This window comes from Enterococcus sp. ARL09-542 (assembly GCF_005234805.1).
GTDB lineage: Bacteria > Bacillota > Bacilli > Lactobacillales > Enterococcaceae > Enterococcus_D > Enterococcus_D gallinarum.
This window is the reverse complement of sequence record NZ_QPQX01000006.1, coordinates 1-22,228: the sequence shown is the minus strand read 5'-3', so window position 1 is coordinate 22,228 and position 22,228 is coordinate 1. Positions and strand designations below refer to the sequence as shown.

The following is a 22,228-nucleotide window of genomic DNA, read 5'->3' as shown; positions in this document are numbered from 1 at the left end:
AAGAAAAAAGGAAAGGAAGAAAATGATGAAAAAAATTGCCGTTTTATTTGGAGGGAATTCTCCAGAATACTCAGTGTCACTAGCCTCAGCAGCAAGTGTGATCCAAGCTATTGACCCGCTGAAATATGAAGTAATGACCATTGGCATCGCACCAACAATGGATTGGTATTGGTATCAAGGAAACCTCGCGAATGTTCGCAATGATACTTGGCTAGAAGATCACAAAAACTGTCACCAGCTGACTTTTTCTAGCCAAGGATTTATATTAGGAGAAAAACGAATCGTCCCTGATGTCCTCTTTCCAGTCTTGCATGGGAAGTATGGCGAGGATGGCTGTATCCAAGGACTGCTTGAACTAATGAACCTGCCTTATGTTGGTTGCCATGTCGCTGCCTCCGCATTATGTATGAACAAATGGCTCTTGCATCAACTTGCTGATACCATGGGAATCGCTAGTGCTCCCACTTTGCTTTTATCCCGCTATGAAAACGATCCTGCCACAATCGATCGTTTTATTCAAGACCATGGATTCCCGATCTTTATCAAGCCGAATGAAGCCGGTTCTTCAAAAGGGATCACAAAAGTAACTGACAAAACAGCGCTCCAATCTGCATTAACGACTGCTTTTGCTTACGGTTCTACTGTGTTGATCCAAAAGGCGATAGCGGGTATTGAAATTGGCTGCGGCATCTTAGGAAATGAGCAATTGACGATTGGTGCTTGTGATGCGATTTCTCTTGTCGACGGTTTTTTTGATTTTGAAGAGAAATACCAATTAATCAGCGCCACGATCACTGTCCCAGCACCATTGCCTCTCGCGCTTGAATCACAGATCAAGGAGCAGGCACAGCTGCTTTATCGAAACTTGGGATTGACGGGTCTGGCTCGAATCGATTTTTTCGTCACCAATCAAGGAGCGATTTATTTAAACGAAATCAACACCATGCCGGGATTTACTGGGCACTCCCGCTACCCAGCTATGATGGCGGAAGTCGGGTTATCCTACGAAATATTAGTAGAGCAATTGATTGCACTGGCAGAGGAGGACAAACGATGAACACATTACAATTGATCAATAAAAACCATCCATTGAAAAAAAATCAAGAGCCCCCGCACTTAGTGCTAGCTCCTTTTAGCGATCACGATGTTTACCTGCAGCCAGAAGTGGCAAAACAATGGGAACGACTCGTACGAGCAACCGGACTAGAAAAGGACATTCGTCTGGTAGATGGGTATCGTACGGAAAAAGAACAGCGACGCTTGTGGGAGTATTCTCTAAAAGAAAACGGGTTAGCTTATACCAAACAATTCGTTGCTTTGCCAGGTTGCAGTGAACATCAAATCGGTCTGGCCATTGATGTAGGACTAAAGAAACAAGAAGATGATGATCTTATCTGCCCTCATTTTCGAGATAGTGCTGCTGCTGATTTATTTATGCAGCAGATGATGAATTATGGCTTTATTCTACGCTATCCGGAAGATAAACAAGAGATCACCGGTATCAGTTATGAACCTTGGCATTTTCGTTATGTCGGGCTTCCCCATAGCCAAGTCATCACTGCCCAAAAATGGACTCTGGAAGAATACCATGATTACTTGGCTCAGACAGTGAGGCAGTTCGCATGAAAAATAAAGGAATCGATCAATTTCGTGTGATTGCAGCCATGATGGTGGTTGCGATCCATTGTCTTCCCCTTCACTATTTATGGCCAGAAGGCGATATCCTAATCACATTGACGATTTTTCGAGTAGCTGTTCCTTTCTTTTTTATGATCAGTGGTTACTATGTGTTTGCAGAACTTGCTGTGGCCAATAGTTATCCTTCGCGACAACGAGTATTCAACTTTATCAAAAAACAGCTAAAAGTCTATCTATTAGCCACACTAATGTTTTTACCATTAGCACTCTATAGTCAAACGATCGGCTTCGATCTACCAGTTGGAACATTAGTACAAGCACTTTTGGTCAATGGCATTCTTTATCATCTTTGGTACTTTCCGGCTTTGATTACTGGGAGCCTGCTCCTAACAAGTTTGCTGATACATGTCTCCTTCAAAAAAGTGTTCTGGCTTGCGGCTGGATTGTACCTGATTGGATTAGGTGGTGATAGTTGGTTTGGACTGATCCAACAGACACCAATCGAACCATTCTATACTGCTGTGTTCCACCTATTAGATGGTACCCGCAACGGTATTTTCTTTACACCATTGTTTTTGTGCTTAGGTATGCTGGTCAGAAAACAATCAGAGAAAAGAAGTTTATCCAAAACAGCTCTCTTCTTTTTGATCAGTCTTATCGGATTGCTTATTGAGAGTGCGTACTTGCATGGGTTTTCTATACCTAAACATGACAGTATGTATCTCTTCTTGCCTGTTGTACTCTTTTTCTTATTTCCGCTGATCTTGCGCTGGCATCCCCACAGGACTTGGAAGCATCCAGGACAGCTATCTTTGTGGCTTTACCTTTTACATCCTTATACAATTGCCGGCACACACTTTTTGAGCCAAAAAATCAGCATTCTGCAAAACAATCTAATCAACTATTTGGTTGTTTTGATCTTGACGATTGGATTCATTTGCCTCTTTTTAAGACAAAAACACTCATGGTTTAGACACAAACAAACAACGCCCGTTAAAAGGGCCGTAAAAGAATTCTCAAAGACAGCCCTTTTGCATAATCTACAGGAGATCCAGCGGATCATCTCACCGAAAACAAAAGTGATGGCAGTCGTTAAAGCCGATGCCTACGGCTGTGGTGCCAAGGAAGTTGCTCCTGTTTTAGAACAAGCCGGAATTGATTTTTTTGCGGTGGCTACGATTGATGAAGGTATTCGATTGCGGAAAAATGCTGTCAAAAGCCCCATCTTGGTCTTGGGATATACCTCTCCAAAACGCATAAAAGAACTTCGTCGCTACTCATTGACCCAATCGATCATCAGCGAAGGTCATGCTGTAGCATTGTCACAAAGAAAAGTAGCGATTGACTGTCATTTAGCCATCGATACTGGGATGCATCGGTTAGGTGTAACACCGACTATCGATTCGATTCTTTCGATTTTCGATTTGCCCTTCTTGACGATCAGTGGTGTTTATTCTCATCTTGGTTCGGCAGATCGCTTAAATCCTGATAGTATGATTCGCACTCAGAAGCAGATTGCCTGCTTCGATCAGATTCTCCTAGAGTTGGATCAGAGACAGATTTCTTATGGTATCACACACTTACAAAGCAGTTATGGTATTTTGAATTATCCAGACTTAAACTATGATTATGTGCGTCCGGGGATTTTATTGACAGGATCCCTCAGTGATACGAACGAGCCTACAAAACAACGAGTAAGCTTACAGCCTATTCTGACCCTCAAAGCACAGTTGATCACTAAGCGAGTCGTTGCCAAAGGGGAAGCGATCGGTTATGGGCAAACCGCCGTCGCGAATCAAGAAACAACTGTTGGTGTTGTGAGCATCGGCTATTGTGACGGACTGCCCCGTTCTCTATCAAATCAAGAGTTTTGTCTTTCCTATCGCGGTCAGTCCTTGCCGCAGATCGGCTTGATCTGCATGGACATGCTTTTGATAGACTTGAGCCATTGTCCTACGATCCCAATTGAAAGTGAAATTGAAATTCTGACAGATTGGAGCGATACTGCCGAGCAAGTACAAACTATAACCAATGAGTTGATTTGTCGGATCGGTCCACGAGTCAGTGCTAGGATCAAATAGAAAACGATGCATAAGTTTACCAGGTAAGGTATGATGGGGGTATGGAAATGTGAGAATCCGAAACTATGTTTAGGTGGAGTGAGAGAGTATGTCAGAAAAAATAGTCGTTGTTGATGATGAAAAAGAAATTGCGGACTTAGTCACGACCTTTTTGCAAAACGAAGGATTTAGTGTGCAGCCGTTTTATGATGGTACTAGTGCCATCGCCTATATTGAAAAAGAAGCCATTGATTTGGCCGTTTTAGATGTCATGTTGCCGGACATTGATGGTTTTCAACTGTTACAGCAGATCCGCAAGACCCATTTTTTCCCAGTGTTGATGCTGACTGCCAAGGGAGAGGATCTAGACAAAATCACTGGATTGAGTTTGGGAGCGGATGACTATGTCACCAAACCTTTTAATCCTTTAGAAGTTGTGGCTCGGGTAAAAACCCAATTGCGGCGCTACCAGCGATACAATCATTCCACTGCTTCTCCAACAGTAGAAGAATATGAAAAAGACGGCTTGATACTCAAAATCAACAGTCATCAATGCATTCTCTACGGCAAAGAAGTTTTCCTGACTCCCATTGAGTTCAAAATATTGCTTTATTTATTTGAGCACCAAGGATCCGTCGTCTCTTCCGAAACACTTTTCGAAGCGGTTTGGAAAGAAAAATATTTAGATAACAATAATACTGTCATGGCACACATTGCTCGTTTAAGAGAAAAATTGCATGAAGAACCTCGTAAACCTAAATTAATCAAAACCGTATGGGGGGTCGGCTATATCATTGAAAAATAGAAATCCTTTGATCCGAAAGCTCTTGACCCAATACTTCGTCACCACTGGAATCTTGCTGGCATTCCTTGTAATGATTCCATTAGTCATTCGCTTTATTGCCGGAACCCGGACTTGGTATGGAACGGAACCTATCTACTATATCTTACGTTTTTTTGCGGATCGCTGGTTGTTTTGTGTTGCGATTGGCGCTTTACTGATATGGTTTGGTACCACCATTTACTATATGACCAAAGCCATCGGTTATTTGAATGAAACGATCCAAGCCACGACTCAACTGATAGAAGAACCATCCAAACGCATCACTTTATCGAGCCATCTGATTGATGTTCAAGAGGAAATGAATCAACTGCGGGAGAAAAGTCTGCAAGATCAACGTGCCGCTAAAGAAGCAGAACAGCGGAAAAATGATTTGATCGTTTATCTCGCCCACGATTTGCGGACGCCTCTGACAAGTGTCATAGGTTATCTGACTCTTCTAAAAGAAGAACCACAATTATCCAATGCGATGCGGAATCGTTACACGGAGATTGCTTTACAAAAAGCCCAACGGCTGGAACTATTGATCAGTGAATTCTTCGAGATCACACGCTTCAATTTGACCACGATCGTTTTGCAGACAGAAACGACTGATTTAAGTTTAATGCTTGAACAGCTGACCTTTGAGTTTTTACCTCTCTTGGAAGAAAAGAATCTAAATTGGCAACTCAACTTACAAAAAAATGTTCTTGCAACAGTAGACACCGAAAAAATAGCTCGTGTCTTTGATAATCTCATTCGCAATGCCATCAACTACAGCTATCCAGATTCGCCTTTACTTCTTGAATTGGTCGAATCAGACAGTATTCACATTCGTCTGACGAATCGTGGAAAAACAATTCCAGAAGAGATGATCGGACGTCTCTTTGAACCTTTCTATCGCATGGATTCTTCCCGAGCTACAGCCACAGGCGGAACTGGTCTTGGTCTTCCGATTGCAAAAGAGATTCTGTTAGCATCTGGCGGGGATATCTCGGCAGAAAGCAAAGACGAAACCATCATTTTCAACGTTCGCTTGCCAAAACCTGCCAACAACTGACGTCTCTTGATTTAAAAAATCTCTAGTATCAACTTTCATATAAAAAACTGTGATATCACTCTTTCAACAAACGAAATATCCGAAAAGCATACTTCTGCGGGCTATAGGTCCAAAGGAAAAATGTATCAGAGATACCATTATCCAGTGATTATGCTTCGAAGAACTTAGTGTAGCTGAACCTTTTGTCACAGTTTTTTAATGGAGCCTTCAATCAATCGCTGACATCCTGACTATTTGTACCAGCTTTCAAGTGATAGTTCAACAATTGTCTCACATAATTCTGAAAAAGAAATTCCTATGGCTTCAGCTTCTTGTGGTAATAAACTGGTTGGCGTCATCCCCGGTAAACTATTGGCTTCAATACAGTAAATATCAAGCTCTTTGGTAACGATATAATCTACTCTGGAATAAATTGATAAGCCCAAAACTTTGTTCACTAATACGGTCATTTCACTCAATCGCGTCGCCAAATCACTCGAAATGTCAGCTGGCGTTATTTCTTCTGTTGCTCCTTTTTGATATTTATTTTCATAATTATAAAATCCTTGTTGGGGAATTATTTCGATCGCTGGCAGAACATTATCGCCAAGTACGCCTACAGAGAATTCTCTCCCTTCTATCTTCTGCTCAATCATCACTTTACTGTTGTATTTTTCAGCTTTTTTTAAGGCCTTAAAAAATTGTTCTTTATTTTCAACGATTTCAACTCCGATGCTTGACCCATTATCGATTGGCTTAACAACACAAGGTGTAGAATAATACACTTCTTGTCCTTGCTCCCAGATTTGCCACTTTGGCGTGGGGATGTCATTCAGTTTCATTAGTTGTTTAGCTATATCTTTATCCATTGCCAATAAACTGCCTTTGTAATGAGAACCAGAGTAGCGAATACCATAAATATCAAAGAAAGCCTGTAGTTTTCCGTTCTCTCCAATACCCCCATGCAATGCGATAAAACAAGAATCAGCATTCAGACAGAGTTCTACTACGTTCTTTCCAATCAAATTTTTCTGGTTGCTATTCTTTTGGATAAGTTTCTCAATATCTGGTTCATTCTTATCCACAAAATAATCATAAGGATTCTCTTCTTATTTTTGAATCGAGTAAGCGGATTCAAATGTCTTCTCGTTATTTCCTTGATATAAATCCAACAATAATGCTCGGTGACCTCTTTCCTCAAGAGCCATGGCGATTTGGCCTCCGGAAGACAATGATACATCTCTTTCATGACTGAGACCGCCTGCTAATACCACAATATTCATGATACCTATCCCTTCTTTTACTTTTTGTTTTGGTTTAGAAATAGCTAGCATTCATTTTATCATGAAGAAAAATTTCTCGCTATTCTTTCCATAGCAACCTATTCTGTTCGAAATAAGCCTCCTCTTTCACATTGCAGAAATCATTAGCTATTCGCTTTACAAACGAATAACACAAACACGGCAGCTATTTTCAGATTTATACTGAAAATAGCTGCCGTAAGCTTATGTTATTCCCAAAGAAAAAACAAACCAGTTTTACTGACTTCTCAACTAAAAAATCTTACTGTTTATGACAGAAAATAGTTGAAAAAAGGGTGAATTCTCATTGTGTCTAGCGCGTTTCATTTTCGGCAATGATATCCGTCACTTTCATCAAGCGTGTCAATGTTGCTCGTTCATCCTCTGCTAAGTTGCTCTCAATGTATTGGATGGTTTCTGTCAACTTCGGAATTGTCATGTATTCTAGTGCATTGACTCGCCGACGAGTCCGTTCGATTTCATTTGCCATCAGCTGACAAGTTTTTTCAATTTCAGCTAATTGCAGCATGACTGGCAAAATCTGATCCAGATGGGACAGAGAAAGATCCAACTCACTTGTCGTACTAACAAAACCATATGAAAAATCATCATCCGAACTTTCTTCTTCATAAACAGGATTGAGTACCGGTACCTCCATGTTCATCACCGTGCGGCTTTGAACATCTAACGTCACTTTGTTCAAAGGAATCATAAAAGCTTCTTGCAAGATCACATCAGGAATACTACTAGATGCCAAAACATACTCTTCCATTCCAGCTTGTAACGCTGATTCCATTTGTTGGCGCAATTTTTGATTTTTTTTGACTAACTGAATGAATTGGCGAACCAACTCATCTCGTTTATCTTTCAATAACTTATGCCCCCGAGTTGCCGTCGTCAAGCGTTTGCGAAGCCGACTCAATTCCATCCGAGTCGGATTGACATTCATTATTGCCATGAAGGATTCACATCCTCCCCAGTAGGAAGATAGGCTTCAATAAATTCTTCTTTGATTCGGCTCAATTCTTGCTTCGGTAATGTAGCGAGCAATTTCCAGCCAATGTCCAATGTTTCTTCAATCGTTCGGTTGGTATCAAATCCCTGATTTACGTATTCTTTTTCAAAAAGATCCGCAAAACGAGCAAATTTCTTATCAATATCTGAAAGTGCGGATTCCCCTAATACGATCGACAGTTCTTTGGCAGCCTTCCCATCAGAATATGCCGCGTAGATTTGGTTCATCGTCGCCGCATGATCCCGCCGAGTCTTGCCTTCTCCGGTTCCTTTATCTTTCAGTCGGGACAAACTAGGTAGAATATCCACTGGCGGATTGATGTTTCTCTTGTAAAGATCACGGGAAAGGATAATCTGTCCCTCCGTGATATAGCCGGTTAGATCGGGTATTGGGTGGGTCTTATCTCCATCCGGCATCGTCAAGATCGGAATTTGAGTGACGGATCCTTCTTTATCCATCAAACGTCCTGCCCGTTCATAAAGAGTCGCTAAGTTGGTGTACAAATAACCAGGGTAACCGCGTCTGCCAGGAACTTCTCGGCGAGCAGCTGAAATTTCCCGCAGCGCTTCACAATAGTTTGTCATGTCGGTCATGATAACTAATACATGCATTCCTTTTTCAAAAGCTAAGTACTCGGCTGCTGTTAATGCCATTTTCGGTGTAGCAATCCGCTCAATGGCTGGATCATTGGCTAAGTTCATGAACAATACCGAGCGATCCAATGCACCGGTTTTGCGAAACTCTTCTACAAAGAATTCAGCTTCTTCGAAAGGAATGCCGATCGCCGCAAAAACGATGGCAAAGTTACCTTCTTGACTTGGCACAGTCGCTTGACGGGCGATCTGTGCTGCAATTTCCTTATGAGGCAATCCTGACGCAGAAAAGATCGGCAGTTTTTGACCACGGACCAACGTATTCAAGTGATCGATCGTTGAGATCCCCGTTTGAATGAACTCATCTGGAAAATCTCTGGCCATTGGATTGATGGCTTCACCATTGACGTCAATTCGTTTTTCTGGAATGATCTGCGGTCCATCATCTTTAGGCTTACCTAGTCCATCAAAGACACGCCCCATCATGTCTGGCGATACACCAAGCGTTAAACCCGTTCCTAAAAAGCGGGCTTTACTCTCTTCTGCACTCAGGTTACTAGTGCCTTCAAAAATCTGTACAACGGCATAATCATCGCTGACTTCTAAAACCTGCCCTTGACGAACCTCGCCACTGTCCATTCGCACTTGGACAAGTTCGTCAAATTTGACGCTTTTGACATTTTCTACCACCATCAAAGGACCAGCGATTTCCGAGACTGTTCGATATTCTTTTAGCATTAATGAATTCCTCCAGTCTCTACGATTTTTTGTAATAATGCTTTCGTGTCCTGTTTGATTGCATCTAAACGTGTTAGTTCTTCTTCAGGAATATATTTACTGCGGGCAATCCGTTCTCGCAGATCGATGGTACCTTTGGTTATGTCATCCAGATACGCCCCTAGCTGCAAGGCCCGTTTTGCTTGTTCATCAAAATATAAAATATTTTCTAGCATTTTAAATTGCTTATTTCTTGACGTATAGGTGTCCACGTCATCAAAAGCATTCTGCTGCAGATAATCTTGACGTAAAGAACGAGCCGTCATCATCGTCAAACGATCTTTCTGTGAGAGAGAATCCATTCCCACTAGCTGAACGATCTCTTCTAAGCGGCTTTCTTCTTGCAAGATCGCCATTGCTTCATTGACCATCTCCGACCAGCGAGGTCCCATCAACTGATCTAAATAAGAATTGATTTGATCTTCATACAAAGAATAGGAGTTCAGCCAATTAATAGAAGGAAAATGCCGCTTTTGTGCCAACATACTGTCTAATGCCCAGAAAACTTTCACGATCCGCAACGTGTTTTGAGTAACTGGTTCTGAGATATCCCCTCCAGCTGGCGAAACAGCACCAATAGCTGTAATACTGCCCTCTCGAGGCTCCGATCCCAACGAACGGAACCGACCAGCACGCTCATAGTATTCCGCGATCCGGCTGCCTAAATAGGCTGGATATCCTTCATCTCCAGGAATTTCTTGTAAACGACCGCTCATTTCTCGTAATGCTTCGGCCCATCGTGAAGTCGAATCTGCCATGATCGCTACACTGTATCCCATATCCCGATAATATTCAGCAATAGTGATTCCTGTATAGATCGAAGCTTCACGAGCTGCAACTGGCATATTTGAAGTATTGGCAATCAAAACGGTTCGTTCCATGATCGATTCACCCGTGTGAGGATCGATCAATTCTGGAAATTCATTGATAACATCTTTCATTTCATTGCCGCGTTCGCCACAACCAACATACACAACGATGTCGACATCCGACCATTTCGCGATTTGATGCTGAACAACGGTTTTTCCTGCACCAAAAGGTCCCGGCACAGCTGCCGATCCACCTTTAGCTACCGGAAAGAAGGTATCGATCACCCGTTGACCAGTGACTAATGGTTCACCCGGATTTAACTTTGCTGCAGTCGGTCTAGGCTTACGGACAGGCCATTTTTGCATCATAGTCAAGCGTTGTTCGCCTTCTGCCGTTTCTAAAAGACAAATCGGTTCAGTAATAGCATAATTACCTACCATGATTTCCTTTACAGTGCCTTTCACACCTGGCGGAACCATCACTTTGTGTTCAATGGCTGTTGTTTCTTGAACAAGTCCTAGAATGTCTCCAGCTTGTACGTTGTCCCTTACTTTTACTTGCGGCATGAACGTCCATTTTTTTTGACGATTTAGCGGGTCAATGGTCACACCCCGTTCCAAAAAATCACTCTCTGTTTGATTCATAAAGGTATCTAATGGACGTTGAATACCATCAAACATTTCTGTCAACAAGCCAGGGGCTAATTCAACCGATAACGGAGCCCCTGTTGATTCAACGGGTTCGCCCGGTCCAATTCCTGCTGTTTCTTCATATACTTGGATCGACACGAGACCTTTCTTGATCTCGATGATTTCTCCAATCAAGCCTTTTTCACTGACTTTACAGATTTCATGGATCTTAGCTCCTGATAAACCTGAGGCCGTGACCAAGGGACCAGATACTTTTTCTATTGTGCCAAATGCCACATGCATTCCTCCTAGTTGCCGTACTTCTCTTTTAAGAATCTAATATATTCATTCCAACAGCTTTCTCGACATTCTGCTGGATCCGTGCCATTCCGATCCCTAGACTCCCTGTACTGCTGGGGATGGGGATGATGGCTGGCGTGGGTAGTTCTTCGTATTGTCGAATGATTGACTCCAACTGTTCAATCAATCGCTCGGTCAAGAAGATCACCCCATAGTCTTCTGCCATTTCCTGCAGCTGTTGTGCGGCTTCTTCAAGATCATCTACAGGATAGATATCGATTCCTAGACCTTTGAAGGGCAAAATTGAGTTTTTGCCACCCATCATTGCTATTTTTTTATTCATACGTATCACGCACCCGACTTCTTAATATCTCTTCCGGCACTTTATTGATTTTTCCAATCAAAATAATCCGTAAATTTTTACTTTCGATTTCTTTTGCATACAAGTAACCGATCATCGCAGCTGGACCGAATGGCACGATTTTTTGTTCTTTCAATTTTCCCATCAAAAAGTTATCTTTTCGCAGATCAAACGTATTAAGGGTCTTCTTCTCAAGCAGTTCTTCATAGCTGTGATTGATCAAATGTTTGTAAGGTGTATTTTGCAGATACTGGACAAAAGCTTCCAAAGACGTCGTGATTGCTTCCAACAGCTCTTTTGCAGGGAGAGTCCCATTATCTGCTAGAACAGCGCTGATAAAGCCTCGATGACGCTTCATGGCGTAACTACGTAGTGCTGTCGAAATATTAAAAATATCTACTTGCCGTTGAATGATTCCTTGTAAAAACGGATCATCATATCGCTTACCAATTGACCAAAGATGTTCCCAAAAATGATTGTCAAAAATGATATCTACGGATTGAATCTCATGATAATTTTCGATATAGGAAAATACTTCATCGATACAAGCAATCATTGGCTGCTCTGCGTGCGCACTTTTTCTTGTGTTGACCAAATCTTTCAATTCATTTAAAGGCATGGTTCCGATCGGTACCAAAAATTCAGAAAAGTCTTGTTTCATGAATTTAGCTTTTACTAACACCTTCAGATTTTGATAATCATAGCGAAGGGCAAAATAATCCACCACAGAACGATCAGGTGTTAGCTGATACAAGTTTTCATATACTCGTTTTAATTCTGCGGTCAATACTTGTTCAAAATCATGGACTCGATCTTCTTCATTGATAAAATCACCATAAACGGTTTCTCGCAAAAGAGCATAAACTTCTTCGGCACTGTTGGCAGAAAGCATACGTTCGTAACGGCTGCGACTGATCAATTCCGCTTCATAGGTTCGTATTCGTGTATTCAGCGTGTTGTATTTGATATCTTCCATTTTTACACCCGCTTACTGTTCAAAAATCAATTGCAGTAATGTATGACTCAACTCTTCTTTGCTGGCATCCAACAACGCATCAAACGTAAAGTTCAGCTCAATATCGCCTCGGCGCAGTAAAAATCCGCCTTTTCGCGGCAAAACTTGTTTTGCAACTGTTAGTCGACATTCAGGAATCGTTTGTTGAATCTCTTTCAATGAACCTTCTGTCAGCAGATGCGCACTTTTTTCTCCCAATACCAATTCAACTTCACCAAAAACCTGTGCTTCTTGTACTCCTTTTGTGACGAATGCTTGAAAATCAGCGGCTTCCATTTGGTTCAAGCGCTCAAGTGCCTCACTAAACAATTCTTCCAAAACGGATTGCTTCGCGGCAAGCACTTTATTGCGAGACTGAATGTGAATATCGGAAATCTGCAAATACATTTCTGCCCGTTTTTCTTTTTCAAATTGGGCCAAACGATCAGAAAGTTGTTCTTCTAGTTGAGAACGTTTGAGACGCTCCTGTTTTTCAATTTCTACTTGTGCATCATTAAGGACCAACTGATACTTCTTTTCAGCATCTGCTGTGATTTTTTCGGTTAATCGCGTAATATCAGACATCTTTCTCCCCCTCTTAATTTAAAACTAGCAAGAAGGAAATAACGAAACCTAAGATACAATACGTTTCCATCATCGCTACATAAATGATCCCTTTTGTTACGTGCTCCGGTTTCTTGGCTAAAATCTGCATAGCGGCACTTGCAGCACGTCCTTGCCATCTTCCGGCAACGATTGCTGTCAACGCAATAGGTAAAGAAGCGATAAATAGGTACATTCCTCTATCAAGGGAGATCGTTCCGCTCATTTGACCAAAAATCATGAATGATATAACGAAACCGTATAGTCCTTGGGTACTTGACAACAGTTCCAAGATCAAGGCCTGTCCAAATTTTTCTGGTTGCTCTGCAGTCAATCCTGCAGCGACTTCACTGGTCATACCGACCCCGATCGTTGAACCGATCCCACCACAAATTGTCGCTGTAGCTACACCTAATGCGGCAAAAACCAACCCACCATTTTCATAAAAGAAACTAATCCAATTTTCCATTCTTTTCCTCCTGCATTTTCTCTTCTGAGATAACTTCTACGTATTTTTCATCGGTTTTGAAAGGTACAAATGCTCGTCCCCCACCGGTGAAAAATTTTCCGAAATATTCTAAATACTGTAAACGAATACCATGAACATACGCACTTAAATAGCTTAAAAAGATATTTAATGCATGCAGCGCCACAAAAAGCAAAATACCGACTGTGAAACGCGCAGCTATTGGTAAATAACTGATGATCAAATTGAATGCGGATGCGATACTGCCTCCTGCGACTCCTAATGCCATGAGTCGTGTGAAGCTGATCATATCCCCTACGTAATTCGTAACATCCATTAATCCATATAGTCCTGAGCCGATTTTACCAGCTAGTGTTTTGCCTTCTAAACTACCGCCAAATACAACTGCCCCTAAGCTAGCGATAATCATGATAAAACCAATGGTTTGTAAAGGCGAATCAGGCAACAGCAACATTCCTGCTGCCAATAGAACAACACTGATCAAAAAGACCATCCAAGATCCAGCCTGAAAAACAGCCTGTAGCTTCTGATCTTTTCGTTTCCAAAGGACATAAAACTTCAAAGCTAATCCAAACATGATTTGGATATATCCGAAAATGATCGACAAGACCAAAATCTGATTGACATCTTCTTGGGCTGATAACAATTGGAATGACAATTCAAAGCCAAAGAAATTACCATAAATCAAGCCCCAAATAATCGTGGGAATCGAACAAAGCTGAAACAGCGTCAAATTTTGTTCCAATCCTTTACTTAAATGAAAGAATTTTTTGCCCAAGAATGTTGCCAAAAACAGTAATAATCCATAGCCAAAATCTGCAACCATCATTCCAAATGCAACCATATAAAATGGCGCCATAAACGGTGTAGGATCTAATTCATCATACTGGGGCAAACTATACATCCGCACTAACCCTTCAAAGGGTTGTATCCACCGCGAATTATTCAACAAAATCGGAACATCCTCGATTTCTTGTTCTTTCACTTGTTGGTATTCAAGATAAAAAGCATCTTTGCTGGCCTGTTGGATCCTTTTCTCCAGTTCTGCTGCTTGCTCAACAGGGATCCAGCCTGAAATAGCTACGGCATGAGCCGAACGAAGCAACTTTTCATTACTCTGAGCTCGTTTGATCGCGCCATCTAAATACTCTGCTACGAGACGCAATTGTCCCTGCTCTTCGCTCATTGCACGTAAGGAGTGTTTGATTGATTTTTCTTCCTCAATCAATGCGTGGGATTTTTCTTTTACATGTTGCAGGTCATCTTTTGGCAGACCTGAATAGGGATAGGTATACTGCTCGAATGCAGTCTTTTTTAAAAGGGAACTTACTTTATCTTTAACATCTTTATGGAAAAGAACGAATAAGTATGTAGTCGTTTGTGATTGATAAACTGTTTCAAAATAAACGAGTGGCAGTTTTTCGCAACCCTTTGTGAAAGCCGCAAATTCTGAATTTGGGAGCGAACCTAATAGGCCACCTGATTTTTTTAATTCATTCAAAATCTGAGGACGGTCTTCAAAGTATTTCCATCTATTCAGTTCTGCTTCTTGAGCCAAAAGCTCTCGTTTTTCTTGTTCGATCAATCGTAAACGTTTGTCTTGTTTTCGAAGTGTTTGACAAACTTCTTGCCAAGGATAAGTATGAGCGGCTTGCGCTAATTCGTGAAGTGTGTAGCGCTTGATTGGTTGCCGAAGTTTTTCCAGCATTCCTTTTTTTGGAACATATTCCTCTAATAATTGCAGGCCCCAATTTACTTGATCAAATTGGTTTTCTACTTCTTCAGTCTGTTTCTGTTCATCACGAACGGGTGTTAACACGCCTGTGGTTTCCTCTGACTCGTAATACATTTCAGAAGAAAGCAATTCGACACCTTGAAAGTCTTGTAACTGCTGTAAAACGGCATCTTTTTGTTCGTAAAAGGTTAACAGGCTGAATTTTTGCATTTTTGCAATCGCCATCTATGTCACAACCTTATTTATTATTATTGCCAATGCTTGTTCTCTCAACTCAGCTGAAATCGTGCGCAATGTCTCAACTTCCTCTTTTGTTTTTGTCACAAGGGGTTGTTTTGATTGCTCAAATTCCGTTGCAACTTTTTCTTCAATCATTCGTTGTGCTTCACGTTCTTTTTGTACCAATTCTTTCTGGAATGCTGAAATTCTTGTTTGACTTTCATGGATCAGTTGTTTTTTTTTAGCTTCCGCTTTCGTGTTTTTTTGTTCTGCAAAGTCTTCTGCTTCTTGCAGCAAACGAATGGCATCTACAGACATTCTCTCACCTACTTTCTACTTTTTTTCGCGAAAAAAAACCATTACGAATCAAGCGATCGCTGTTCGTATGGTGTTAAAATTTAATAAGTGTCATCTACTCACACTTACCCGCGTCACTAATATAACCGTAACATATATTTTGTAGTATAACAAGGTTTCATCTGTTTTTTTACAATCATTACATATAAAATTTAAATTTTTTGCACAATTTCACGAAAAGTAATCCCTTTCATTATAATGGAGGTTTTTTAATCAAATAAAAAAAAGATGAAAGAAAAATGACTTCCTCTCATCTTTTTTAAACGTCCTAATTTGTGATGCCACCTGTTTTTTGCTGATAAAAAAACACTTAAATCAGCTAGTCATTCTATCAATCAGCTGTACGAATAAACGGCATGCTCATGCAGCGGGGACCGCCACGGCCCCTTACTAATTCACTACCTGGAATTTGATGTAATTTAATACCGGCCTCTGCTAAAAGTTGGTTCGTAATAGTATTCCGGTCATAGACGATCACTTCGCCAGGCGCGATGGCTAATGTGTTTGATCCATCGTTCCATTGCTCTCTGGCAGCTGCCGTGATATCGTCGCCGCCACAACGAATCAACTCGACTGCCGGCAAGTCCAAATAACGGCATAAAATGTGATCTAACGTATCTTTTTCTTCAACTACTTTGATTTCTTGTCCTTGCTTTGTAATAGAGAACAAGGTTAGTTCACCTTCTATTTCAGGATGAATCGTAAACTTGTCTTTATCAATCATGGTAAAGACTGTGTCCAGATGCATAAATTTCCGTTCAGAACCAATATCAAATGCTAAAATATGTTCAAATGACGGTTCCATTGAAAAAATGTTTTCAGCAATTTTTTCGATAGAGTGCACTTCTGTACGCTGAGAAATACCGATCGCTAATACATGCTGGGACAAAACAAGCTGATCCCCACCTTCGATACGTGCAGGTTCTTCTCGATCATACAAGAAATTGACCGATGGCTTGGCGAACTGCGGATGGTGCTTGAAAATGTACTGTCCATAAAGCGTTTCTCTTCGACGAGTTTCGGAAAACATCCGGTTAAGAGAAATGCTATGTCCTATAATAGCAAACGGATCTCTTGTAAAATAAAGGTTTGGCATCGGATCAATAATAAATGGATAATCATTTTCCCGCATTGCTGAGAAACTTGCAGTCTTCGATATGGAAAGATCCTGTTTTTTTAACCCCGCCATCGTTTGATCAATAAACGCTCGTTCGTCTTTAATCGAAAGAAAATAGTCTCTGACTTCATTTAATACATCTTGATCTTGAATTTTCGTCTCTTGCAAATAATCATCCAAGAAAGCTTCCTTACATCCTGAAAGCTGTAATGTTTCAGCAGCCAGGTCTTCTAAATAAACCACTTCACAGCCATTCTCCACTAAAACTTTTGCAAAAAAATCATGTTCTTGTTGGGCTTGTGCCAAAAATGGAATATCGTCAAACAACAAGTCTTCTAAATAATCCGGCATCAAGTTTTCAAGTTCTGCACCAGGACGATGGAGCATCACCCGTTTTAACGGTTCAATTTCTGAAAATATTTGTATAGGTTTTGACATATCCAACCATTCCTTTCGCTCATTTCAAAATGCTGAAGATGTGCATAAATATAAAAGAACATCTAATAATAATACAGCTTCATTAAGAATTGAGTGTTATCAATTATATTTAATTGTAGGTTGAAAATAAAAAAACAGCAAGTAATATGGTTCTCGTGTATTGAGATCGGTTTGAACATTTTACAGATATTTGTATTATTTCATGCACCTTTTTGCCAACGCTTTCAGCTTTTACTTTTTTTGTTATGATTGAAACAAATATGTCTTACTACGAGAAAGGAAGTTTAACAGATGGTTGATCAAAAACAAATTTATTACGGCGCAGATTACAATCCTGAACAGTGGTCACAAGAAACGATAAAGGAAGACATGCGCTTAATGAGAGAAGTTGGAGTCAATTATGTCAGCATCAATATTTTTGGTTGGGTAAACATTCAACCAAATGAATCAACATTTGATTTCACTTTTTTGGATTGGCTGATGGATCTCCTTTATGAAAACAATATTGCTATCGATTTAGCCAATGGAACAGCTTCGCCCCCTGCATGGTTAGTCAAAAAATATCCTGAAATGATGCCGATGACCATTTATGGCAATCGGTTGGTACATGGTTCTCGCCAGCACTATTGCCCGACTTCACCGATTTATCGGGAATATGCCCGTCGGCTCAGTGAAGCTGTTGCCAAACGATACAGCCAACATCCGGGAGTTGTGATGTGGCATATCAATAATGAATATACTTGTCACATCCATGAATGTTATTGCCCAAACTGTCGTGCCAGTTTCCAAAATTGGCTAGAAAAAAAATACCAAACAATTGAAGCATTGAATACGGCTTGGTCAACAAAATTTTGGAGCCAAACCTATCAAGAATGGGATGAGATTTTCCTACCAGAAGAAATGCCGACTTTTAAGAATCCTTGTCAACAGCTTGATTATCGTCGCTTCATTTCTGATATGAATCTGGAAATTTATCAGATCGAGAAAAAGGCAATTCAAACATTCTCGTCAAACATCCCATTCATGACGAATTTGATGGGTCTTCATAAATATGTCGATGGCTTCAAATGGGCTTCTGAAATGGATGTCGTTAGCTGGAATGCCTATCCTAATCCGTTTGAATCTCTGCCCTATCCCCAATTCTTAGCCAATGATCTCATGCGAAGTTTAAAAAAGAAACCTTTTTTGATCATGGAACAAGCCCCAAGTGCGGTCAACTGGCGCCAAGTAAACGGCGTCAAAAAACCCGGTCAAATGCGCTTATGGAGTTATGAGGCACTTGCTCATGGCTCCGATGGCATGATGTTCTTTCAATGGCGCCAATCACAAGGAGGGGCAGAGAAATTCCATAGTGCAATAGTCCCTCATGGTGATCCACACACAAGTCGCACCTTTCGAGAATGTGCTGCTCTGGGAAATGAATTAAAACAGTTGAATGACATCGTTGGCAGCCGGTTTGTTGCCGATATTGCTATCGTATTTGATTGGGAAAATTGGTGGGCCCTTGAGCTAGATGCGAAGCCGAATACCAATATTCGCTATATTCACCAAATGAGGGCGTTATATGCCGCTCTAAGAGCGTTGAACATTGCTGTTGATTTCATTCATCCATCTGAATCACTAGACGGCTATCCCCTTGTGATTGCGTATAATTTGTACTCTTCATCAGAAGAATTCGGCAATAAAGTCAAAGAATTTGTAGCAAGTGGTGGAACATTCTTGACAAATTTCTTCAGCGGAATCGTCAACGAAAACGATCAAGTCTATCTTGGCGGCTATCCAGGACTTTTTAAAGAGGTATTAGGGATCATAGTTGAAGAATTTCAGCCTTTAAAACCGGAAATCCAGCAACAAGTGCATTTTAAAAATAAATTTTATGAAAATCGTCAGTGGGAAGAAGTGATCCACTTACAAGGTGCTACCCCACTGGCTACCTTCACGAGTGATTTCCTTAAAGATTCACCAGCTATCACTAAACATCGGTTTGGCAAAGGACTGGCTTATTATTTAGGAACCGAGTTAGACCAAGAAGGGTTGACCGACTTATTGAACGACATTTTTAGTGATGCAAAACTAAAAAAAGTTGCTGAGAGGTATTTGCAAGAAAACAGCGAGTTGTCTGTCACTGTTCGACAAGGACCAACCCATATCTTCTTATTCCTACTTAATCATACAAACGATTCACAACAAGTACAATTTCTATCGGAAGGTACAGCATTATTATCAAAAAGAAAAGTTTGTGAACTCACCCTCGCCCCCATGGAAGTTGAAATCATCAAATTTGCCAAGGGCTAAAGAATTGCTTTATCTTTTGTTCTATTCTTTGTGATAACTCCATTCTCAGACTTTTTCGATCGTTCCTTCGTATACAGATGAATGACCCGATTAGAATCTATCTAATCGGGTCATTCATTCGATGATTTGCATGAAACAGCAAATTACATAACTACTATCATTTAGTTTTTCTTACAGTAACAATTGAACAAGAAAATGCCACTATTTTGGTGAGTTTCAATCAACTGAAAACCTGCGGGACTATCCGAACGCCCAATCCTAGATCAACAACTTATTGATTACTGGAACTGCATTCCGCCATCCACAATGATTGTTTGTCCAGTTATATAGTTGGCATCATCACTGGCTAAAAATGAAACAACTGCCGAAACATCTTCGGGTTCAGATAAACGTTTCAATGCGATATCTTTACTAAAAGTTTGCATCCCCCATTCATCATCTTTACCAGCATTAGCACCTACTTGATGCGCAATATCCATCATCATCGGTGTTTTAACAATACCTGGTGCATAAGCATTTACAGTAATACCATAGTCAGCTAAATCTCGCGCAGCGATTTGGGTCATACCACGAACAGCGAACTTTGAGCTACTGTACAACATGAGATTAGGATTACCCACAACACCTGCCTGTGAACAAGCATTGATGATTTTTCCACCATGATTCAACTTTTGAAATGCTTCAGAAGCCGCTTGTGTTCCCCATAATACGCCCCCGGCATTCACGGAATAAACTTTTTCAAACTGTTCTGGAGTAATAGACTCTATCGGTGTAGTCGGTGCTACCCCAGCATTATTTACAATCACTGATAAGTCACCATAGACATCTATTACTTTATCAACTGCTGAAAAAATCTCATCCCGTTTCGAAACATCTGCTTTGATAGCAATCGCATGTTCACCAAGCTCTTTCGCTGCCGCTCTTACAGAGTTTTCATTGTAATCCACCATTGCCACGTCAAAGCCATCTTTGTACAAACGCTTAGCTATGGCAAAGCCAATACCTTGACCAGCACCGGTAACTAATGCAACTTTTTTCATTCATTCTCAGCTAGTGAAAATAAATACGCATTCTAGTAAATTTTCTAAAACAGTAATTCGCAACACTTTTTCTTTTTGCTGATAAAGATCAATCCTTTCAAAATTTAAGAAAGCACACATTTAAATAAAAAAAGCATCAACGTATTCCTTACGTTGATGCTTCATTGTTATACCGACGGCCGGGGTCGAACCGGCACGTCCTTGCGGACACCAGATTTTGAGTCTGGCGCGTCTGCCAATTCCGCCACGTCGGCATGATTGCAGATCACTCAAGTACTTACTAAATTTTAACAGCTTTTTTTATCCAACCAGTTGATCTTCAACCAATATTAGGATAAAAATCGATACATCAATCGTACGAACGAATGATGTACCGATAATACCGACGGCCGGGGTCGAACCGGCACGCCCTCGCGGGCACTGGATTTTGAGTCCAGCGCGTCTGCCAATTCCGCCACGTCGGCATAACGCAAATATTAGTATCGTACTAAGGCGGTAACCGGATTTGAACCGGTGATGAAGGTTTTGCAGACCTCTGCCTTACCACTTGGCTATACCGCCATTATACTATTTCTGCAATTTACAAAAATGTAAATCGAACTGGGGTAGCTGGATTCGAACCAACGCATGACGGAGTCAAAGTCCGTTGCCTTACCGCTTGGCTATACCCCAAAAATGAAAGGGCGAGTGATGGGAATCGAACCCACGAATGCCGGAGCCACAATCCGGTGCGTTAACCACTTCGCCACACCCGCCGTGATAAGAAAACTTTTTAAAATAATAATGGCAGGGGCAGCAGGAATTGAACCCACACTAACGGTTTTGGAGACCGCTGTTCTACCTTTAAACTATGCCCCTATAAAATGGAGGAGAGTGGATTCGAACCACTGAACCCGAAGGAACGGATTTACAGTCCGTCGCGTTTAGCCACTTCGCTACTCCTCCATGGTGGCGCGGGACAGAATCGAACTGCCGACACATGGAGCTTCAATCCATTGCTCTACCAACTGAGCTACCGAGCCAAAATAACATGGTGTATTTACAATAATAATGAAACGGTCTGGACGGGACTCGAACCCGCGACCTCCTGCGTGACAGGCAGGCATTCTAACCAACTGAACTACCAAACCGTAATGGAGGTTAACGGGATCGAACCGCTGACCCTCTGCTTGTAAGGCAGATGCTCTCCCAGCTGAGCTAAACCTCCGGGTGTTCATTAAATTGTAATGATCCGTACGGGATTCGAACCCGTGTTACCGCCGTGAAAGGGCGGTGTCTTAACCACTTGACCAACGGACCAAGATTATAACGGAGAGTAAGGGATTCGAACCCTTGAGACAGCGGTAGCCATCTACATGATTTCCAATCATGCTCCTTCGGCCTCTCGGACAACTCTCCAGCCTAAAAGAAGCTCAATACCCTTTTTTCTCTTGTAAGAGAACTCCGGCAGTAGGACTCGAACCTACGACATCATGATTAACAGTCATGCGCTACTACCAACTGAGCTATGCCGGAATGAAACAGCGTGGCGACGTCCTACTCTCACAAAGGGAAACCCTTCACTACAATCGGCGCTAAGAAGCTTAACTTCTGTGTTCGG

Annotated in this window: 19 protein-coding genes, 13 tRNA genes and 1 rRNA gene; 6 read left to right on the top strand and 27 right to left on the bottom strand. The window is 41.3% G+C overall.

The window, feature by feature from the left end; genetic code table 11:
* The first annotated feature begins 25 nt into the window (after positions 1–25).
* The 5 genes from vanC1 (at position 26) to vanS (ending at position 5,578) form a co-directional block, all read left to right on the top strand.
* Entirely contained in the window at positions 26–1,057 is a 1,032-nt protein-coding gene (gene vanC1 / locus DVW06_RS08180) for a D-alanine--D-serine ligase VanC1 (RefSeq protein WP_040013725.1), read from the top strand.
* Positions 1,054–1,626 (top strand): D-Ala-D-Ala dipeptidase/D-Ala-D-Ala carboxypeptidase VanXY-C, encoded by a 573-nt coding sequence (locus DVW06_RS08175; protein WP_003126779.1) that lies wholly within the window; start codon positions 1,054–1,056, stop codon positions 1,624–1,626. The genes vanC1 and DVW06_RS08175 overlap by 4 nt, the downstream gene beginning before the upstream one ends.
* Complete coding sequence (gene vanT, locus DVW06_RS08170) at positions 1,623–3,719, top strand: membrane-bound serine racemase VanT (protein WP_137264553.1); 2,097 nt, start codon at positions 1,623–1,625, stop codon at positions 3,717–3,719. The genes DVW06_RS08175 and vanT overlap by 4 nt, the downstream gene beginning before the upstream one ends.
* A gap of 88 nt (positions 3,720–3,807) precedes the next feature.
* Positions 3,808–4,503 (top strand): vancomycin resistance response regulator transcription factor VanR-C, encoded by a 696-nt coding sequence (gene vanR-C / locus DVW06_RS08165; RefSeq protein ID WP_003126775.1) that lies wholly within the window; start codon positions 3,808–3,810, stop codon positions 4,501–4,503.
* Positions 4,493–5,578 carry a vancomycin resistance histidine kinase VanS gene (vanS, locus tag DVW06_RS08160; protein WP_003126774.1) on the top strand — a complete coding sequence of 362 codons (1,086 nt, stop codon included), beginning with the start codon at positions 4,493–4,495 and terminating at the stop codon, positions 5,576–5,578. Before vanR-C ends, vanS begins: the two co-directional genes overlap by 11 nt.
* Positions 5,579–5,808: 230 nt before the next feature.
* Here vanS and DVW06_RS08155 read toward each other — a convergent pair whose 3' ends face one another.
* From DVW06_RS08155 to arcA, 12 genes are all read right to left on the bottom strand, one after another.
* Positions 5,809–6,642 carry a D-alanine--D-alanine ligase family protein gene (locus tag DVW06_RS08155; protein WP_137264552.1) on the bottom strand — a complete coding sequence of 278 codons (834 nt, stop codon included), beginning with the start codon at positions 6,640–6,642 and terminating at the stop codon, positions 5,809–5,811.
* A gap of 24 nt (positions 6,643–6,666) precedes the next feature.
* Entirely contained in the window at positions 6,667–6,840 is a 174-nt protein-coding gene (locus tag DVW06_RS08150; protein ID WP_005472148.1) for a hypothetical protein, read from the bottom strand.
* A gap of 331 nt (positions 6,841–7,171) precedes the next feature.
* Entirely contained in the window at positions 7,172–7,816 is a 645-nt protein-coding gene (locus DVW06_RS08145; RefSeq protein WP_137264551.1) for a V-type ATP synthase subunit D, read from the bottom strand.
* The gene (locus tag DVW06_RS08140) at positions 7,807–9,204 is read right to left on the bottom strand and encodes a V-type ATP synthase subunit B (protein ID WP_021151278.1); all 1,398 of its coding nucleotides are present in this window, start codon (positions 9,202–9,204) and stop codon (positions 7,807–7,809) included. The genes DVW06_RS08145 and DVW06_RS08140 overlap by 10 nt, the downstream gene beginning before the upstream one ends.
* Complete coding sequence (locus tag DVW06_RS08135; RefSeq protein ID WP_029487034.1) at positions 9,204–10,979, bottom strand: V-type ATP synthase subunit A; 1,776 nt, start codon at positions 10,977–10,979, stop codon at positions 9,204–9,206. Before DVW06_RS08135 ends, DVW06_RS08140 begins: the two co-directional genes overlap by 1 nt.
* Positions 10,980–11,010: 31 nt before the next feature.
* Complete coding sequence (locus DVW06_RS08130; protein ID WP_005472140.1) at positions 11,011–11,325, bottom strand: V-type ATP synthase subunit F; 315 nt, start codon at positions 11,323–11,325, stop codon at positions 11,011–11,013.
* Positions 11,318–12,319 carry a V-type ATP synthase subunit C gene (locus DVW06_RS08125; RefSeq protein WP_117474628.1) on the bottom strand — a complete coding sequence of 334 codons (1,002 nt, stop codon included), beginning with the start codon at positions 12,317–12,319 and terminating at the stop codon, positions 11,318–11,320. The genes DVW06_RS08130 and DVW06_RS08125 overlap by 8 nt, the downstream gene beginning before the upstream one ends.
* A 12-nt stretch (positions 12,320–12,331) precedes the next feature.
* Positions 12,332–12,922: a V-type ATP synthase subunit E gene (locus tag DVW06_RS08120; protein ID WP_005472136.1), complete on the bottom strand. Its 591-nt coding sequence runs from the start codon at positions 12,920–12,922 to the stop codon at positions 12,332–12,334.
* 13 nt (positions 12,923–12,935) lie between these two features.
* Positions 12,936–13,409 (bottom strand): V-type ATP synthase subunit K, encoded by a 474-nt coding sequence (locus DVW06_RS08115; protein WP_137264550.1) that lies wholly within the window; start codon positions 13,407–13,409, stop codon positions 12,936–12,938.
* Positions 13,393–15,387, bottom strand: a complete 1,995-nt coding sequence (locus DVW06_RS08110) for a V-type ATP synthase subunit I (protein ID WP_029487035.1) — start codon at positions 15,385–15,387, stop codon at positions 13,393–13,395. The genes DVW06_RS08115 and DVW06_RS08110 overlap by 17 nt, the downstream gene beginning before the upstream one ends.
* Positions 15,388–15,699: a hypothetical protein gene (locus DVW06_RS08105; protein WP_117474631.1), complete on the bottom strand. Its 312-nt coding sequence runs from the start codon at positions 15,697–15,699 to the stop codon at positions 15,388–15,390. It lies immediately after the preceding gene.
* A gap of 370 nt (positions 15,700–16,069) precedes the next feature.
* Complete coding sequence (gene arcA, locus DVW06_RS08100; RefSeq protein ID WP_005472128.1) at positions 16,070–17,293, bottom strand: arginine deiminase; 1,224 nt, start codon at positions 17,291–17,293, stop codon at positions 16,070–16,072.
* Between the two features lie 291 nt (positions 17,294–17,584).
* Here arcA and DVW06_RS08095 point away from each other — a divergent pair, with 291 nt between their 5' ends.
* Positions 17,585–19,588, top strand: a complete 2,004-nt coding sequence (locus tag DVW06_RS08095; protein WP_137264549.1) for a beta-galactosidase — start codon at positions 17,585–17,587, stop codon at positions 19,586–19,588.
* A gap of 278 nt (positions 19,589–19,866) precedes the next feature.
* On the opposite strand, the gene DVW06_RS08090 is transcribed toward DVW06_RS08095, so the two are convergent.
* The 15 genes from DVW06_RS08090 to rrf all read right to left on the bottom strand — a co-directional run.
* Positions 19,867–20,628: a (S)-acetoin forming diacetyl reductase gene (locus DVW06_RS08090; protein ID WP_005472124.1), complete on the bottom strand. Its 762-nt coding sequence runs from the start codon at positions 20,626–20,628 to the stop codon at positions 19,867–19,869.
* Positions 20,629–20,798: 170 nt separating this feature from the next.
* A tRNA-Leu gene (locus tag DVW06_RS08085) sits at positions 20,799–20,882 on the bottom strand.
* A 126-nt stretch (positions 20,883–21,008) separates the two neighbouring features.
* Positions 21,009–21,092, bottom strand: a tRNA-Leu gene (locus DVW06_RS08080).
* 26 nt (positions 21,093–21,118) lie between these two features.
* Positions 21,119–21,189: transfer RNA gene (locus DVW06_RS08075), tRNA-Cys, on the bottom strand.
* A 39-nt stretch (positions 21,190–21,228) separates the two neighbouring features.
* Positions 21,229–21,300 (bottom strand) — tRNA-Gln (locus DVW06_RS08070).
* A gap of 10 nt (positions 21,301–21,310) precedes the next feature.
* Positions 21,311–21,383 (bottom strand) — tRNA-His (locus DVW06_RS08065).
* Between the two features lie 29 nt (positions 21,384–21,412).
* Positions 21,413–21,486 (bottom strand) — tRNA-Trp (locus DVW06_RS08060).
* A gap of 6 nt (positions 21,487–21,492) precedes the next feature.
* Positions 21,493–21,573: transfer RNA gene (locus DVW06_RS08055), tRNA-Tyr, on the bottom strand.
* A gap of 1 nt (position 21,574) precedes the next feature.
* Positions 21,575–21,650: transfer RNA gene (locus tag DVW06_RS08050), tRNA-Phe, on the bottom strand.
* Positions 21,651–21,684: 34 nt separating this feature from the next.
* Positions 21,685–21,758: transfer RNA gene (locus DVW06_RS08045), tRNA-Asp, on the bottom strand.
* Positions 21,759–21,762: 4 nt separating this feature from the next.
* Positions 21,763–21,835 (bottom strand) — tRNA-Val (locus tag DVW06_RS08040).
* Between the two features lie 20 nt (positions 21,836–21,855).
* A tRNA-Glu gene (locus DVW06_RS08035) sits at positions 21,856–21,927 on the bottom strand.
* Between the two features lie 10 nt (positions 21,928–21,937).
* Positions 21,938–22,026: transfer RNA gene (locus DVW06_RS08030), tRNA-Ser, on the bottom strand.
* A gap of 43 nt (positions 22,027–22,069) precedes the next feature.
* Positions 22,070–22,143: transfer RNA gene (locus DVW06_RS08025), tRNA-Asn, on the bottom strand.
* An 8-nt stretch (positions 22,144–22,151) separates the two neighbouring features.
* Positions 22,152–22,228, bottom strand: a 5S ribosomal RNA gene (rrf, locus tag DVW06_RS17830); the annotation flags it as partial.

Bases quoted from the DNA above. Each gene is read 5' to 3' on its own strand.
- vanC1 (WP_040013725.1), top strand. From the start codon at position 26: ATGAAAAAAATTGCCGTTTTATTTGGAGGGAATTCTCCAGAATACTCA.
- DVW06_RS08175 (WP_003126779.1), top strand. From the start codon at position 1,054: ATGAACACATTACAATTGATCAATAAAAACCATCCATTGAAAAAAAAT.
- vanT (WP_137264553.1), top strand. From the start codon at position 1,623: ATGAAAAATAAAGGAATCGATCAATTTCGTGTGATTGCAGCCATGATG.
- vanR-C (WP_003126775.1), top strand. From the start codon at position 3,808: ATGTCAGAAAAAATAGTCGTTGTTGATGATGAAAAAGAAATTGCGGAC.
- DVW06_RS08150 (WP_005472148.1), bottom strand. From the start codon at position 6,840: ATGAATATTGTGGTATTAGCAGGCGGTCTCAGTCATGAAAGAGATGTA.
- DVW06_RS08145 (WP_137264551.1), bottom strand. From the start codon at position 7,816: ATGGCAATAATGAATGTCAATCCGACTCGGATGGAATTGAGTCGGCTT.
- DVW06_RS08140 (WP_021151278.1), bottom strand. From the start codon at position 9,204: ATGCTAAAAGAATATCGAACAGTCTCGGAAATCGCTGGTCCTTTGATG.
- DVW06_RS08130 (WP_005472140.1), bottom strand. From the start codon at position 11,325: ATGAATAAAAAAATAGCAATGATGGGTGGCAAAAACTCAATTTTGCCC.
- DVW06_RS08125 (WP_117474628.1), bottom strand. From the start codon at position 12,319: ATGGAAGATATCAAATACAACACGCTGAATACACGAATACGAACCTAT.
- DVW06_RS08120 (WP_005472136.1), bottom strand. From the start codon at position 12,922: ATGTCTGATATTACGCGATTAACCGAAAAAATCACAGCAGATGCTGAA.
- DVW06_RS08115 (WP_137264550.1), bottom strand. From the start codon at position 13,409: ATGGAAAATTGGATTAGTTTCTTTTATGAAAATGGTGGGTTGGTTTTT.
- DVW06_RS08110 (WP_029487035.1), bottom strand. From the start codon at position 15,387: ATGGCGATTGCAAAAATGCAAAAATTCAGCCTGTTAACCTTTTACGAA.
- DVW06_RS08105 (WP_117474631.1), bottom strand. From the start codon at position 15,699: ATGTCTGTAGATGCCATTCGTTTGCTGCAAGAAGCAGAAGACTTTGCA.
- arcA (WP_005472128.1), bottom strand. From the start codon at position 17,293: ATGTCAAAACCTATACAAATATTTTCAGAAATTGAACCGTTAAAACGG.
- DVW06_RS08095 (WP_137264549.1), top strand. From the start codon at position 17,585: ATGGTTGATCAAAAACAAATTTATTACGGCGCAGATTACAATCCTGAA.
- DVW06_RS08090 (WP_005472124.1), bottom strand. From the start codon at position 20,628: ATGAAAAAAGTTGCATTAGTTACCGGTGCTGGTCAAGGTATTGGCTTT.